At 72.6% G+C, this 15589-nt stretch carries 10 protein-coding genes and 1 pseudogene; 8 read left to right on the top strand and 3 right to left on the bottom strand.

The window, feature by feature from the left end:
- The first annotated feature begins 6 nt into the window (after positions 1–6).
- The 6 genes from ACFYY6_RS18610 to ACFYY6_RS18585 are packed head-to-tail and all read left to right on the top strand — an operon-like array spanning position 7 to position 10616.
- On the top strand, positions 7–2118 hold the full coding sequence (locus ACFYY6_RS18610; protein WP_389194185.1) for a B12-binding domain-containing radical SAM protein: 2112 nt from the start codon (positions 7–9) through the stop codon (positions 2116–2118).
- Positions 2115–3434, top strand: a complete 1320-nt coding sequence (locus ACFYY6_RS18605) for a YcaO-like family protein (protein ID WP_386610207.1) — start codon at positions 2115–2117, stop codon at positions 3432–3434. The genes ACFYY6_RS18610 and ACFYY6_RS18605 overlap by 4 nt, the downstream gene beginning before the upstream one ends.
- Positions 3431–4783: a TfuA-like protein gene (locus ACFYY6_RS18600; RefSeq protein WP_351633756.1), complete on the top strand. Its 1353-nt coding sequence runs from the start codon at positions 3431–3433 to the stop codon at positions 4781–4783. The genes ACFYY6_RS18605 and ACFYY6_RS18600 overlap by 4 nt, the downstream gene beginning before the upstream one ends.
- Complete coding sequence (locus ACFYY6_RS18595) at positions 4780–6333, top strand: MBL fold metallo-hydrolase (protein ID WP_389194182.1); 1554 nt, start codon at positions 4780–4782, stop codon at positions 6331–6333. Before ACFYY6_RS18600 ends, ACFYY6_RS18595 begins: the two co-directional genes overlap by 4 nt.
- 18 nt (positions 6334–6351) lie before the next feature.
- Entirely contained in the window at positions 6352–9741 is a 3390-nt protein-coding gene (locus ACFYY6_RS18590) for a thiopeptide-type bacteriocin biosynthesis protein (protein ID WP_389194179.1), read from the top strand.
- Entirely contained in the window at positions 9738–10616 is an 879-nt protein-coding gene (locus ACFYY6_RS18585; RefSeq protein WP_389194176.1) for a hypothetical protein, read from the top strand. Before ACFYY6_RS18590 ends, ACFYY6_RS18585 begins: the two co-directional genes overlap by 4 nt.
- 474 nt (positions 10617–11090) lie before the next feature.
- On the opposite strand, the gene ACFYY6_RS18580 is transcribed toward ACFYY6_RS18585, so the two are convergent.
- Together ACFYY6_RS18580 and ACFYY6_RS18575 are read right to left on the bottom strand one after the other, a co-directional pair.
- Entirely contained in the window at positions 11091–12041 is a 951-nt protein-coding gene (locus ACFYY6_RS18580) for an SDR family NAD(P)-dependent oxidoreductase (protein ID WP_389194173.1), read from the bottom strand.
- Positions 12042–12663: 622 nt separating this feature from the next.
- Positions 12664–13092 carry a transposase gene (locus ACFYY6_RS18575; protein ID WP_389194170.1) on the bottom strand — a complete coding sequence of 143 codons (429 nt, stop codon included), beginning with the start codon at positions 13090–13092 and terminating at the stop codon, positions 12664–12666.
- A 148-nt stretch (positions 13093–13240) separates the two neighbouring features.
- Here ACFYY6_RS18575 and ACFYY6_RS18570 point away from each other — a divergent pair, with 148 nt between their 5' ends.
- Both ACFYY6_RS18570 and ACFYY6_RS18565 read left to right on the top strand, forming a co-directional pair.
- Positions 13241–13918, top strand: coding sequence for an HdeD family acid-resistance protein (locus ACFYY6_RS18570; RefSeq protein ID WP_351524513.1), 678 nt, complete (start codon positions 13241–13243; stop codon positions 13916–13918).
- A gap of 417 nt (positions 13919–14335) precedes the next feature.
- The gene (locus tag ACFYY6_RS18565) at positions 14336–14923 is read left to right on the top strand and encodes a TetR family transcriptional regulator (protein ID WP_351524514.1); all 588 of its coding nucleotides are present in this window, start codon (positions 14336–14338) and stop codon (positions 14921–14923) included.
- Here the strand turns inward: ACFYY6_RS18565 and ACFYY6_RS18560 are convergent.
- Positions 14901–15350 (bottom strand): annotated as a pseudogene (locus ACFYY6_RS18560) (DUF6928 family protein); the annotation flags it as partial. The gene ACFYY6_RS18565 and the pseudogene ACFYY6_RS18560 sit on opposite strands and share 23 nt — an antisense overlap.
- Positions 15351–15589 lie beyond the last annotated feature (239 nt).

Below are 15589 nucleotides of genomic sequence, written 5' to 3'. Positions count from 1 at the left end.
GCCCTCGTGCACGCAGTACTCCTGTTCCCGCCAGCAGCCGACCCCCGCAGCCCGCACCTGGCCCTTCCGTCTCTCACGTCCCGCCTGCGCCGCAACGGCGTCGAGGTGACCCAGCGGGACCTCGATGTGGAGGCGGTCGACGCGCTGCTGCGCCCCGCCGCGCTGGAGCGAGCGGCCGGGGTCTGTCGCGACCGCCGGTCCCGACGGGTCCCGGCCGACGAGCGGGACCGGCTCGACCGGGTCCTGGCCATGGCCGAACGGACGCTGGAACTCGCCCCGGGAGCCGCCGACACGCTGCGCGACCCTGTGGCCTTCTATCATCCGCTGGCCCTCGCCGAAGCACGTGAGGCGCTGTCCCACGGACTGCGCATGGTGGGGGCCGCCCACGGTGTGGACTGGGACATCGCGCCCGTGACCTACGCGGTCGACGCCATCGACCCGGCCCGGCTGCCGGACCTGGATCGCGCGACCGCCGACCCTGCGGTCAACGTCTTCGAGGACCACTGGTCGCACGGGATCCTCGCCGATCTGGAAGCCGCCCGTCCGGACCTGGTCGGCATCTCCATCCTCAACCACCAGCAGGTCATTCCGGGTCTGACGCTCGCGCGGCGGTGCAAGAGCGCGGGCCACACCGTCGTGATCGGTGGCACCGTCTACGCGAAGTTCGCGTCGGCGCTCCTGCGGCGGCCCCGATTCTTCACGCTGTTCTGCGACGCGCTGGTGCCATACGAAGGGGAGGCCGCCCTGCTGGGCGTCCTGGAACGCCTGGCGGACGGCCGGGACCTGGCCGGTGTGCCCAACACCGTCGCGCTCGACGCCTCCGGGGCCCCGGTGGCGGGGCGGGTGGTGGCCGAGGACGTGGCGGCCCTGCCGACCCCCGACTTCGAAGGCCTTCCCCTGGACCGCTATCTCACGCCTGTACCGGTCCTGCCGATCCTCACCGGCAAGGGCTGCTACTTCAACAAGTGCCGGTTCTGCGACATCCCGCACATCAACCGGGTCGCCCCCCGGCCCTACCGCACGCGCCCCCCGGCCGTCGTGGCCGAGGACATCGCCCGGCTGACGGAACGCCACGGCTGTCGGCACTACGAGATCACCGACGAGGCGCTGTCCCCCCGCTTCCTCCTCAGACTGGGCGAGGCCCTGGCCGAACGGGACCTGGACGTGTCGCTGGTCGGCTACGCCCGGCTGGAGCCCGGCTTCGACGCCGCCACGTGCGAACGCCTGGCCGCCATGGGGGTGCGCAAGCTGTTCTTCGGCCTGGAGTCGGGCTCCCAGCGCATGCTCGACCACATGGACAAGGGCGTCCGCCTGCCTGTCGCCTCGCAGGTCCTGCGCGCGGTGCACGAGGCCGGGATCTGCCTGCACCTGTTCAGCATGGTGGGGTTCCCCCAGGAGACCGAGCAGGACGCACAGCAGACGCTGTCCTTCCTTCTCGACCACGCCGACGTGCTCGCCGACCCCCGGCACAGCTTCGACGTGCACGGCTTCAGCCTCGACCTGCGGACCGACTACTTCGAGCAGGCGGACCGCTTCGGCATCGAGATGGACGCGGAGGAACTGGCCGGTGCCGACTTCCCGCTGTCGGTGCGGTCGTGGACATCGGCCGGGGGACTGTCCACGCAACGGGCACAGCAGCTCATCGCCGACTTCCAGGCCGTCCTGCGGGCCCGTTTCCCAGTGCACCGGCAGTTCCCCGCGCACCTGTGGCCGAGTTTCGAGGAGTACGCCATGTTGTACGCCGAGCGTTACGGAACCGACCGGTTCCCCTGGCAGCTGTGCCTGCCGCCGCCCGGGGATCCGCTGCTGTTCCGGCTGGAGTGGCCGCGCAGCACGCGCTTCCGGCCCACCGGCGAGGGCTTCGTCGCCGAGTCGTTCACGGGACGGGTGCGCACGCCGCGGCAGTTGCTGCAGTTGCTCGCCCGGCCCGCCGAACCGTGCCGGGTCGACGACTTGCTGGGCGCGCTCGCCTCCCAGGTCGCTCCGGGCGGCGACCGCGACACCCACGACCGGGCGGTGATCGCCAAGGAACTGCGCGGCATGATCGACGAGATGCTGGCCGCAGGCGTGCTGTGGCTGGTGCCGGCCGCCGGAACCCGGATCGGAGCCGCCGCGTGAGCGACGCCAACGCCGCCCTGCGGGATCTGCTCGCCGCGGGCTCGGCCCCCGTCCCCAAGCTCTTCAAGGGTGGGACCCACCGCTGTGTCCCCCCGGAGGACACCGTCCGCCGCGTGAGCCCCCTCTTCGACATGATGGGCATCACCCGCGTGGCGGACGTCACCGGACTCGACCACATCGGCATCCCGGTCGTCGTGGTCAGTCGGCCCAACTCCCGTTCGCTGTCGGTCTCGCAGGGCAAGGGCGTCGACCTGCCCGCCGCGCGGGCCTCCGCGGTCATGGAGTCCGTCGAGGCCTGGCACGCCGAGCGGATCGCCGCGCCCGTGAAGCTGGCCACGTACGAGGAACTGCGCTGGAGCCACACCCTGGCCGATGTCACCGCGCTGCCCGCCGACGCCGGCTCGGGGTTCCATCCGCATCTGGACCTGCTGTGGACGGAGAGCTGGGACCTGCTCGGGCAGACGCCGACCTGGGTGCCGTACGAACTGGTCCACACCCGCTTCACGCTGCCCCGGCCCACCGGCGCCGGCTGCTTCCTGGCCTCGTCCAACGGCCTGGCCTCGGGCAACCATGTGATCGAGGCAGTGATCCACGGCATCTGCGAGGTGGTCGAGCGCGACGCCACCACCCTGTGGCACCTGCTGGACCCGGACGCGGCCGCCGCCACCCGCGTCGACCTGGCGACCGTGAGGAACCCGGACGCACGGACCGTGCTGGATCTGTACGAGCGGGCCGGTGTGGACGTGGCGGTGTGGGAGACGACGACCGCCGACATCGGTGTGCCCTCCTTCTTCTGCGTCATCACCGAGGGCGACGACCCCTTCCGCCGCATGCACTCGGCAGCGGGCATGGGCTGTCACCCGGTGCGTACGGTGGCGCTGCTGCGGGCGCTGACCGAGGCGGCGCAGAGCCGGCTCACCGTCACCGCCGGGTCCAGGGAGGACGTGGCCCGCGACGACTACGACCGGGTGCGCAACCCCGATGTGCTGGCCCGGGAGCGGGCGCTGCTGCGGGGGAGGCATGCCCGGTCCTTCGACTCCGGTCCAGGCTTCGACGCCGACACCTTCGACGCGGACCTGGCCTGGCTGCTGGAACGGCTCAAGAACGCCGGCATCACTCAGGTCCTGGCCGTCGACCTGACCCTGCCGCATCTGCGCATCCCGGTCGTGCGGGTGGTGATTCCCGGGCTGGAGTCGGCGAGCATGCTGGACGGCTGGGTGCCCGGGCCACGGGCCCGGGCACTGCGCGGCGGCGTCGCCGGCCCGCCTCCCGTCGCCTCCGACCACGCCTGCGACAGCGAAGGGAGCGCCCGATGAGCGCGCTGAGGGGCGCCGTCTGCGTCTTCGTGGGGCCCACGCTGCCGGCCGGGACCGTCACCGACACCCTCCCGGACGCCGTCGTCCTGCCGCCCGCCGCGCAGGGGGACGTGTACCGCGCGGCCAGGGAACGGCCGCGGGCCCTGGCCGTCGTGGACGGCTACTTCGAACGGGTGCCCTCGGTGTGGCACAAGGAGGTCCTCTGGGCCCTGCGCGAGGGCATCCCCGTCTACGGCGCCTCCAGCATGGGAGCGCTGCGGGCCGCGGAGCTGCGGGCCTTCGGCATGGTCGGGGTCGGCTGGATCTTCGAGCAGTTCGCCGCCGGCACGCTCACCGACGACGACGAGGTCGCGGTGGCGCACACCGAGCAGGCTCTCGGCTACCGGGCGGCGTCCGAGGCGATGGTCAACATCCGCCGGACCCTGGAGGCGGCGGCAGGCGAAGGAGTCATCGGCGGCGACGACGCCGACACCCTCACAGCGCTCGCCAAGCAGCGCTTCTACCCCGAGCGCTCCTGGTCCGCCCTCCTCGAAGAGGCGAGTGCGCGGGGCCTCGCCGACAGCGCCGCCGCCCTGCGCGCCTGGCTTCCACACGGCCGGGTGGACCAGAAGCGGCTGGACGCCCTGGCGCTGTTGGACCTGCTGCGCACCGATCCGCCGGAACCCGTCAGCGTCCCCTGGACCTTCCAGCACACGCTGTGGTGGGACGACCTCGTACGGAGCGCCGGCCCGGCCCCCGCCACCGGCGACCACGGCGCGCTCACGATGCACCTGATCCTGGAGGAACTGCTCCTGGAGCCGGAGGACTTCACCGATGTCTACCGCGGGGCCCTCATCCGCACCCTCGCCTCCGCCGAGGCGGAACGCTGCGCGGTGCGGCCCGACGCCACGGCCGTACGCGAACGCGCCAACGACCTGTGCACCGCTCTCGGCCTGACCGACCAGGCGGCCTTCGACGCCTGGCTGGCGCACAACCACCTCGACCTGGACGGATTCAACGCCATGGCCAGGACCGACGCGGCGGCCACGCTGGTCGCCACGCGTGCCGGGGCCGACGTCCTCGCTCACCTGCCCGACCAGCTCCGGGCCACAGGCCGCTTCGGCCGGCTGGCGGCGCGGGCCGAGGACAAGCAGCGCACGCTCGCCGCGGCCGGCCTGGAGAACCCCTCGGCCGAAGCAGCCGGAGGCGGCACGCGCGAGCTGTATCAGGAGTGGTTCGACCGCCATGGCATCCCCGTCCCGTCCCATGTCGACCGGTGGGCCAAGACCGCCGGCTACCGCGACGAGGACGCCTTCCGGCGGGTGCTGGCCCGCGAAGCGGTGTACCGGAGTCTGAAGGAGAACGTATGACGCGGACGTGGCTGCGTGCCGATGTGAGCATCAACGTCACCTACGAGGACCGGACACGCTTCGGCAGCCCGGTCACGGCGAATCCGGAACTCGCGGCGCGTCGGCTGTACGCGCCTCTCGCCGAGCACGCCGAAGCCCACGGGCACGCCTCGCTGGTCGCGGCGGCCCCCGGGCTGCTGGCCGAGGTGGTGCGGGGGCAGGCGTTCCGGGCGGTCGCCGACGCGGCGGCCGACGGCGGCTGGTACCTGCACGAGGACGTCCGCCACCCCGACCCTGCGCTGGCCCGGCCGCGCCTGCTCACGCTGGGCCGTGAGGACCTCGCGGTCGGCGAGGCACTCGTCCGGCTCCGCCTGCCGGACAGTCATTGGGCGCCGGTCCACGCGCTGATCGCGGATCTGAGCAACGGCGGCCTGACCGAGGCGGCCGCCCGAGAGCTGCATCCCGACATGCGCACCCTGCTGACCGGCCTGCGCGAACAGAGCCTGCTCGCCGCGGTGCCACCCGGCCGCCGCGCCCCGGAACTGGAGGAGGCCGACGTCACCTTCTGCGGCCACAACACCGTCCTGGTGCAGGGACGCCAGGCCCGGGTGGTGGTGGATCCCTGGCTCCCCGCCCGCCGCGCCATCTACCCGGAGACCTATCAGCCGATGCAGCCTGCCGACCTCGGCCGGCTCGACGCGGTCCTGCTGACGCACAGTCACCCGGACCACTTCGACCCCGCGTCGCTGCTCCGGCTGCCGCCGGACACACCCGTCGTCGTCCCGGTGGTCGAACGGGAGAGCATCCTGGCCGCCGACCTGGCCCTGCGCCTGACCGAGCTCGGCTTCACCACGGTCGTACCGCTCGCCTGGCACACGTCCTGGCAGGTCGGCGACATCACGGTGACCGCCCTGCCCTTCTACGGGGAACAGCCCACCGACGCCAAGCGGCTGCACCCGGAGGTCACCAACGTCGGCAACACCTATCTGGTCGAGACCCCGCGCTCCCGCTCCGTCCTCCTGGCCGACGCGGGGCGCGACGACCGCGGGGACATGCGCGATGTGGCCCTGGAGGCGCGCGCCCGGCTGGGCGATCCCGACCTGGTCTTCGCCGGCTACCGCGGCTGGCGCATGTACCCGGTCCAGTTGCTGTTCTCCTCCATCGCCCGCTATCTGCCCTTCGTGCCTCCGGAACTGTGGGCCTGCCGCATGCAGCTGATGACCGACGCGGACGGTGCGCTGGACCTGGCCGAGCGCTGGGGCGCACGGACCGTCGTGCCGTACGCCGACGGCGGAGCGCCGTGGCACTGGAACCTGGGTCTGGGACCGCGGCTGGACGGGCACGGCGAGGAGATCGCGGGAATCGACCCGTTCCCCGAGTGCGTGGCGCGGACAGCGCGGTGCCGCTCGTCGCTGCTCGACGGCCAGGTGAGCTCCACCGGCGTGGAGGTGTGCCTTCTGCGCCCCGGCGACTCCCTGGCGCAGCTGCGCGGCCGGCGCCGACTGGTGCGGGTGCCCGGCCACAGCTGGCCCTGGCAGGAGGGGGTACCGGAGCCGGCGAATGTCCACTGACCGCGGACGGACCGGGACATGGACGTGAGGGTGATCGGCGGGCCGGTCCTGCGAGTCGCGGCCTGGCCGGTCGACCTGCTCGAATCCTTCGCCGCCGACGCTCTCGCCCGCCGGGCCGACCAACTCCTCGCGCTGCGCGAGGCGATCACCGCCCGCAGCGGTGAGCTCACCGACGCCCTGTTCCCGGTGGTGCCCGCTCTGCCCCGGCGCGAACGCCGCGCCGTGCTGGCCCTGCGCCGCGCCCTGCACGCCGGCCCGGAGCCTGTACGGTGCGACGCGTCGGTGGCGACGCTGCTGGACGCCCACGGCGACGTGGGCCGGCGGATCCGGGACGACCTGGAACAGCGGCGGCGCCTGGCCGCCCTGACCGAGGAGTTCGCCGCCGCCTGGGCGGCCGAGGACGGCCGGCAGCGTGCCCTGCTGCGGCGGATCGCCCGCTCCGACCGGTTCCGTACGGCCCTGGCGGTGGGCAACCCCGCCGTCCACGACGCCTTGGAACGGTCGCGGCACGACGACGGCGCCCCGGCCAGACGCAGACGGCTGGAGCACACCCTCTGGCGGCTTCTGAGCCGGGCCTGCGCCCGCCCGACACCACAGGGCCTGTGGTCCGGCGTGGTCCACCCGCACCGCACGGAAACTCCGGAGAAGGTCCGTTACGAGGTCGGGGTACGCCTGGCCCCCTTCCGCGCCGCCGCCGAGACACTCGCCCACCGGGACCCCCTGCGGGGCCGGCTGCGCCGCGACCCGAGCGTCCACCGCGAGGGGGACGCCTGGTGGTGGCTGTCGTTCGGGCCGGACGGCCCGGTGTGGAGCCGCGTCGGGGGACAGCCGCTGATGGACGCCGTCCTGACCGCCTGTGACGGCGGCCGGAGCGTCGACCCCGGGCACCTGCTCGCCGCCCTGGCCGGGGACGACACCGCGGCGCGGCCGGCGCTCGAACGTGTCCTGCGGGTCCTGGTGGCGCGCGGGCTCCTCCAGCCGTGTGCGGGACTCCCCGGCACCGCCGAGGACGTGTGGCAGGCCCTGGAGGCCGTCACCCCCGGACTCGGGGCCGGAGACGCGGAGATGTGGGCGCTGTCGGTGAAGCGGATCCGGGCGTTGTGCGAGGAGCTGGCGCTCGGCCTGGCCGAGTGGTCCCCGCGGCGGGTGCGCGAGCAGGTGCGGGCCTGTGACAGGGAGGCAGCAAGGCTGTTCGCGTTCGCGGACGTCCCCGCGCCGGAGGGCACGGTCGTCACCGTCGACTGGGAGCCGGGAGCCGCGTTCCGCCTCTCCTGGACGGCCGCCGACGACCGCGCCGCCGAGGAGACGATTGCCGAGGCGCTGGCGAACGCGGGGGCCGACGCGACCGCCGAACGGTACCGGCACGCGTCGGTCGGGGAACTGGCAGAGGCGCTCGCGGGCCTGCCACCCGTACCGCTCGGGGAAGCGATGCGCCGCTGGGACGCCGTACAGGCTTCACGGCACCACCCCGGCGGGCGGCCCGCTACCGCGGACAGCCCGGACACCCGGCCCGGCGTCCTCGACCTGCGATTCGGCCCGCGGCCGTTCACCGCCCTGGGGGTGCAGGAGGACTGCGATCTGTGGGAGGAACGTCTGTTCGCCGACCGGCGAAGCCCGGTCCACACACTCGCCGCGATGACCCGCCCGACGGGCGGCGGGCAGGGCGCGGCCGTGCTCACCGCGGACGGCAGGGGGCACCTGGCCTTCCTGTGGGGACGCCCCCAGCCCGCCGTCTTCCACGCCCGGCACCGGCCGGGAGCGGCGGACCGGGCGGCGTTCCGCGCGGCCCTGCTCGGCCGGGCGGTGGAGGTCGTCGGTCGCGACTGCGCCGAGCCGGGCACGGCCGTCCGCCCCGACCTGACCGGCGCGCGGCTCGACCTGACGGCCGCCGGGCAGGCCTCGGCCGACCGGTGGCTGCTCACGGTGGACGACGACGGCCGCGTCTGGTGCGTGGACTCCCGGGAGCCGGCCCGGCGCCTGATGCCGGTCTACAACGCGGCGGCCGAGACGGGTCATCGGGATCCGCTCAGCCATCTGCTGTGGACGGCCGCCATGAGCCACGGCTGGGAATGGCTGTCGCTGGGGCTGCCGGCACTGCCGGCCGAACGCGAGGTCTGGCGGCACCACCCCGAGGTCAGGACACACGGCGGCATCCGCATCGGCACCCGCCGCTGGACCGTCCCCCCGGTGGCGGTGGCCGGGCTGGTCCGCCTCTCCGGCCCGGCCCGCTACCTCGCCTGGAGACAGGCGGTACGGGACATGGGGCTGCCCGCCCTGGTGCAGGTCCGCCCGGAGCACCCCGCCGCAACTCCCTTGGCCGTGCCGCCGTCGAGCCCCCTGGCCCTGGACGCCCTCGTCCCCCTGGTGTCCCGGGCGGACCCCGGACCGCTGGTCATCACCCCCGTGTCCGGCCGGAAGGACCCCCGGCGCCGACTGGTCGACGGCGAGGGACGCGAACACCTGTGGGAGGCCGCCGTGGCATGGAGTACGTCCGACGCGCCCGCCGGGCACTGCCCCGGCGCGGACAAGCGGCCCGTGCTCGATCCGTACATCGCGCTGTGCGGGCCGGAGAGCCTGCGGGCCACGGGCGAATCCTGGGTGCAGTGCGACTGCGATCTGCCGGCAGACCGGGCCGAGTGGTCCCGGCTGCGGGAGGGAGTCGCGCGATGGCAGGACGAAGGGCTCGTCTCCCGGTGGTGGTTCCTGCACAAGCCTCCGGGGATCCGGCTGCGGCTGGAGTCCCCGGACCCCGGCTCGCTGCGCCGCGCGATGGCGGACGCGACGCCGCCCGCCCGGCTCCCGGGGCTGCGGACGACCGGCGTGTACGAACCCGAGACGTATCGCTTCGGCGGACCGGCCGGCCTCGATCTGGCACACACCCACTGCGCGGCCGACAGCCGCCTCGCCTTGTCGTGGAACACCTGCCCGGACGGCGGAGAGACCTCGTTCGTCCCCTTGTTGGGCCTTGTCACCGCGCAGACGCTGCTGTCCAGGATCGCCGAGGACGCGGACGAGCTCCGGGACCTCTGGCTGCGACTCGACCACGCCCTGCGCACGGCCCTCGGCCCTCACGTCGCACCCGACGGTCCGCCGTACGTGGACCCCGCCGTGGCGGGCTCGCTCCTGGCGGGGCGGGTGCCGGTCACCGGCGACGCGGTGGCCGACACCCACCTGGTCCGTGCCCGGAGGTGGGCGGCACGCACGGGCGACGCCGCCGCCCTGCTCCGGCGCGCTCAGGGCTTCCCCGTGCGTGCCTGGGCGACGGCGCTGGTGCTCTTCCACTGGAACCGGTGGGCGCTCACGCCCGAGCGTCTCCTTCCGGTGGTGCGGGCCGGACTGTCCCCGTACGACGACTCCGCCTGCCGCCAGGAGTACGGCTCACAGGTGCGAGGGAGCGGGACCGCGTGACGCTTTCCGGTCCCCGGCAGACCCGGCAGACCCGGCGCGACCGGCCCGACCGGTCCGACTGGCACGCCTGGAGGGTCCGGTGCGCTTCGGCGTCCGCGAGGGGGCGGCTGCTGGTCCTGGTCGGCGGTGCGGCGCGAACCTCGTGGTTCTGGGCCGACCTGCTCGACGGGGGCGCCTCGATGGAGTTCGCCGTCCCCGTCGCTGAACCCCTCGACGCCCAACTGGACTGGATCACCGACGCCTTGAGGCGCGGGCTCGTCACCGCTGCGCAGCCCCGCTCCTGTGCGGCGGTGTGCAGCCCCGGCCTGTTCCCCCACGGCCGCCAGCCTCTCGTCTGGGGCGATCTGCTGGCGGCGACCAGCAACCGTGCGCACGGTGTCCTGACGTCGGGCTCCGGTGACCCGAGCGGGTACGCACCGCAGGACGTGATCGCCGACGAAGTGACGAGCCTGTACTCCTGGCTGGTTCCGGAGCGCCATCGGTCCGCCGTGGCCGACTGGCACCTGGCGTGGCTCGAAGCCACCGCCGGCCACCGTGCTTCCGGCACTCCCCCGCCCACACCGCCGCCCGTCGCTCCGGCCTTCCCCCGGCTTCCCGGCCCCGGCCTGCCCGTCGGCCTCGCGGTGAGCCTGCACACCTGGTCCTCCTGCGTCGCCCGTACGGCCGGTGTCCCGGTCGACGAGGTGTGGACGCCGGTGGTCGCCAGGCTCTGCCACATCCAGGCCGTCCGCCTCGGCGGTACGGACGCGGGGCGCCGCGCGGAGACGGCAGCTCTGCTCGCGATTCGCGGAGGTGACGCCGGCGGGGCCGGGAGGCCGGCCGCCCCGCACGGGCCGTCGACGCCGTTCCCCCACTCGACGCCTGCGCAGCCATGATCCGGGACTCCCCGGCCACCGGACGGGAGCAGGACTCCCCGCTCGGCCTCCGGCCGGGAGCCGAAAATACGCCGGACCGCCTCGGTGACGCGGATGCCGTTGACGCTCGCTTCCCGCCGACGCATCAGCCCGTCGTCGTGGGGCGGCCCGACGGCCGCCCGGGAGTACGCCTGCTGCGCAGCCTGTTCGACCGGGTCGTCGTCGAGGCGCGTGGACCGGCCGGCGGCGGCGCGGCGGCCGGCCGGTGCGCGGCTGGGGGAGCGGTGCAGGCGGTGGGGCCGGCGGACGTGCCGCCCGTGGCACTCCAGGCAGGAGCCGACGGGGCGCAGAGGTATTGGCGGAGTGCACGTGTTCCGTGGGTGCGGCATTCCGGTACGGGCGGCGGCAGAGGCCCTGAGTGACCGAGCGCCCGAGTTGGCCGGGCCGAGCACCGCAGTCGGCCACTGGACGGCCGCCCTGGGCGCAACTGCACGCCTACCGGAAGCCGAGGTGCGGATCGGTGCCGACCAGCTCACTGCTGGCCGTCCAGAGGCGAGCGGCGGCGGCCGGGTCGGTCATATGAGGGGGGACGGGCTCACGCCGTGGTGCGCCACGCAGCCCGAAGACCCTCGGCCCCCAGAGCTGCCCTCCCCGCACCTCCGGGTCGAGGACGGCACGGACAACGGGCCATGCCCCGGCATCCTTGCCCTGCACCAGGAGTCCGGCGGGCAAGGCGCGCAGCCGTTCGCCGGGGGTCGTCACGTGTACCGGCGGGCGGGACGGGGTGAGGGAGTCCAGTGCGCCGCCGGGGTGGGCCACCACGCTGAGCACCGTGCTGCCGAGTGCGCGCAGGCAGCGATCGAGTTCGAAGCCGAAGCACATCTGCGCCAGCTTCGATCGGCCGTAGGTGCGCTTGGGCCGATAGTCCTGGGTCGACTGCAGATCGCCCAGATCCAGTCGCTCGGACCGTGCCGCGAAGCTTCCCACCGTCACGATGCGGCCTGCCGGTGCCGCGGACAGCAGTGGGGCCAGCCACTGGGTGAGCGCGAAGTGGCCCAGGTGGTTGGTGCCGAACATCAGCTCGTGGCCGTCCTCGGTCTCTCGACGCGGCGGGTCGTCGAGCGCCACCCCCGCGTTGTAGACGGCCGCGTCGAGATGCTCGAGGTCCAGCCTGTCCATGGCGGTCTTCAGGGATGACAGGTCGGCGAGGTCCAGTTGAAGGTGCCGCACGTGCGCGCCGGAGACGCGCGAGCGGATCGAGGCCATGGCGGCGTCGGCCTTCGCGGTGTCCCGGCTGCCGAGTACGACGACGGCGCCGGTGGCGGCGAGCTGCTCCGCGACGAAGTAGCCGATCCCGGCGTTACCTCCGGTGACCAGGAAAGTCCTGCCCTCGGCAGACGGCAGCCACTGAACGTTCCACGATCGGCTCTGGGATGCGGAAGACACGATGACGGGCTCCTTGCGCTCGGGGCAGCGTGCTCATGGGAGCACCGACCCGACCAAAGTCGCAGCCTCCACCGACACACCGCCGACAGACCGCCGATACCCCTCCGGAGGACTGCAGGGAGCAAGGAGGCCGCTACGTCATGCCCGACGAAGAACTGAGCGCGAGCGCGGCCGGGCGGAGCACCCAGTGGCCAACTCGGGTGCTCAGTCACGGTCGGCAGCCGTGCACGATGCCGGCCCGGCGCCCGGAGGTCGTCGGGCCGGCAAGGCAGAATCCGGAGTGATCAACCTGCCTTGGCCGGTTCCTCCTCTGCTGGGAGATGCTGTCGGACGTCTGCTACATCGATGTGCGCAACCTCCACCGGCTCATCGACCTGCTGGCCCCAGCTGTGGAGGACGCACATTTCTTCGTCTGCTCGATGGGCGATGGTCTCGACCGGTGGGTCGACGAAGTGCGCATCTGCGACGGGCGTAGCAGCCTTGCCCGGTGGACCGTGTGGGCGATGCCTGGGCTGACTTTCCTACGCTGTGCGCGGAGCTCGCCGCCAATCGCGCCGGGGACGAGGTCTTCGGTCGTTTCGTCACCTTCCTGAGCGATCGGTGAGCCCAGGCACGAATCCGATCACACCGCAGTGCTCTCCATTTCGTCGCGCCCGGCTGTGCCGACGTCGGCAGGAAGTTCGCAACACTGCGGGCCTTGCCAGCAGCGCTGATAGCGGGAGGCGGGGAAGACCTCGACGAGGGCCTTCCACAGGCCCATCGCGCCGTCGCCGACGACCGGTTCCGGCTCGCGCATACCCCGGCGGCGGCAGTAGCGCGGCAGGTCGGCCCACAACTGGGTGCTCTCCCACAGACCTTCGGGCAAAGCGATCAGTTCCTCGGTGCCGTGCAGCCGCATGCCGAGCAGGACCAGGACGCGGCTGTGCGCTTGTCCGAGCCGGACCTTGGGGCGCACGCCGTCGGCCCGCACGTGGACGAAGTCGCGATCCGACAGGTCGCGCTGCTGGAAGGCGGCGTGGTGCGGGGCGTGGGCGACCGATGGCGTCCGCACAGGGGTTGGGTCGTGCGATGCCGCCGACCAGAGGCTCCCCCCAGCCGTTGACGGCCGGCTTTCCGTGCGGCGTGGTCCGCGCTTCCGCCGTCAGCCGGTTGGACCGGCAAAGGTGGCGGAGCGCCCGTGCCCGGTACAAGCATGGATCATGACCGACGCACCGAGCGGCTCCCCCCAGGGACCGGAATACGACGACCGCCACACACATGCCGCAGGTGACGTGCACGCGCCGAAACCGCACTCGGGCTACATGGAGCCGCCCTTCGAGGGGTTCCTGCACCGCCTCGCCCGCACTGCCTGGCAGGTCGTCCTGACAACCGGCATCGCCTCCCTGATTCTTGGGATCGTGATCCTGGCCTGGCCGGGCCCGTCCCTGCTCGTCGCCGGGATCCTCTTCGGCATCTACCTCATTCTCAGCGGCGTGCTCCAACTGGCGGCCGCCTTCGGCACGCACAAGGCGACCTCGCTGCGTGTCCTGGCCTTCATCAGCGGCGCCCTGTCGATCCTGCTGGGCCTGTTCTGCTTCCGGGGCCGGTTGGAGTCGATTCTGCTGCTCGCGTTGTGGATCGGCATCGGCTGGCTGGTCCGCGGGATCACCCATACTCTGGCCGTCGTTCACGACTCCACCGTGCCCGCGCGCGGCTGGCAGGCCGTCCTCGGTATCGTCACCTTCATCGCGGGGATCGTGCTGATCATCTCGCCGTTCACCTCGATCGCCGTGCTCACCCTGGTCGCCGGCTGGTGGTTGGTCGTGGTCGGCATCGTCGAGATCGTCACGGCGCTCCGGCTCCACGGCCGTGCGCAGCGGATCCCGCGCACGGCATGAACCCCTTGCCGTGCGCCAACTCCGTGCCGGACAGGTAGCCCGCGAGGGGTTTGTCGGGGTCGGCACACATGGGCCAGGGATGCCCGTCTCAGTCTCGATGAGCGGACGCAGTCGTGTGTGGTCGTTCAGCTCCGGCGCGTCCAGCGCACGCACGCAGCTGGGCCACAACGAGAGTCCGGCGCCGACTGCGTGAAGGTTGCGGTGCGTTCCAGCACCTCCACCCGCCGTCCTGCCGGATCAGCCCGACGGCGACGGCCGGACCGCCGATCCCCCTCTGATCGCGTTCGTGCTGATTGCGTTGCAGATTGCCGCGCGGACTTCCCCTCCGTATCTGTGGCAATCATGGACATGATGCTCCGACAGAGGAAGGTATACTACATTTGTAGAGTGGGGGTGGTCGCGCGAGGAGAGGAAGCAGTGGCCGAACGTACGACAAGGCGGCAAGAACTGGCCAATGCGGCGATCGGCACGCTGGCCCGGGCGGGGATGCGCGGTCTGACGCATCGCGCGGTCGACGAGGCCGCCGGTGTGCCGACCGGCACGTGCTCGTACTACTTCCGCACCCGGCAGGCGCTCCTGCAGGCGACGGTCGAGCGGCTGGCCGAGGCGGATCTCGCCGATCTGGCCGACCGCCCCGTCATCACCGAACCAGCGGACATCGCCCAGGTCGCCGCGGTCGCTGCCGGCCTCGTCGAACGCTGGGTCACCGACGGTCGCGAACGCATGCTTGCTCGCTACGAACTGTCCTTGGAGTCCACGCGGCGGCCCGAGTTGCATGCCGTCCTCGTTGCCGCAGGCGAGGCATACCGGGCCGTAGCACAGGATTTGCTCACCGCCATGGGCGCATGCGATCCACCGTCACAGGCGCCGATACTCGTGGCCTTCCTGGACGGTCTCGTCTTCGATCACCTGGCAGGCGCGGGTGCGCTTGATCTGACGTCCGACGAACTTCACAGACGTTTCCTCGATCTGCTCCATGGCTTCACCAGGCCGCTCCATCCATGAGCCACCGAGGAGCGACCTGACGGGGTGGCTTCCGCCCCCGGGAGGGCGCCTCGAACGGCAGCGGCTCTCCGATATTCTCCGCGACGCCGCCGTTCGGTGAGAGGTTCGGCGAGCGTTCAAGTTCGCCCCGCCAGACGGCGAAGGCGCACCGATCCATGACGCCGTGCATGAGGTGCGGCACCACGTGTCGGCCTCCCGCTGCGCGGCGGACCCGGCCAGCCGGCGACGACGGCCTGGCGACCGTCAGCTGCCGATCGCAGATGATGTCGACCCCGTCGAGGCGTCCCGCATGGACGGAGTCGATTCGTGGGCGGAGCGCGGAGCCCAAGGGCCGGCCCTGAATCGACTCCGAACGTTCGCCGGGATACCACTGCGCGACGAGGTCTGCTGCTGGAACCGGATCGGCAGCCGGGCCGGTTCCGATGACTGCGGCTGCGGCTGCGGGGGCGCGAAGGGCGGGGAGGTGCCTTCTTCGGAGGTGAACAGCGGCGTGGTGTTGTCACCCAAGGTCTCTGTCTTCGTTCGGTCGAATCGATCGGCGGCGCATGGGGGTTTTCGGGAGCACCGCACCTTGACTGGAAAGAACGTTCTAGCGACACTCCTCTCATGCGACGACTCATGCTGGATGAACTCAGGCGACTGCGTTGGGAGGACGTCCCCGAACCC

This window comes from Streptomyces sp. NPDC001750 (assembly GCF_042892615.1).
Classification (GTDB): Bacteria; Actinomycetota; Actinomycetes; order Streptomycetales; family Streptomycetaceae; genus Streptomyces.
This window is presented reverse-complemented; position numbering and strand designations above follow the sequence as displayed.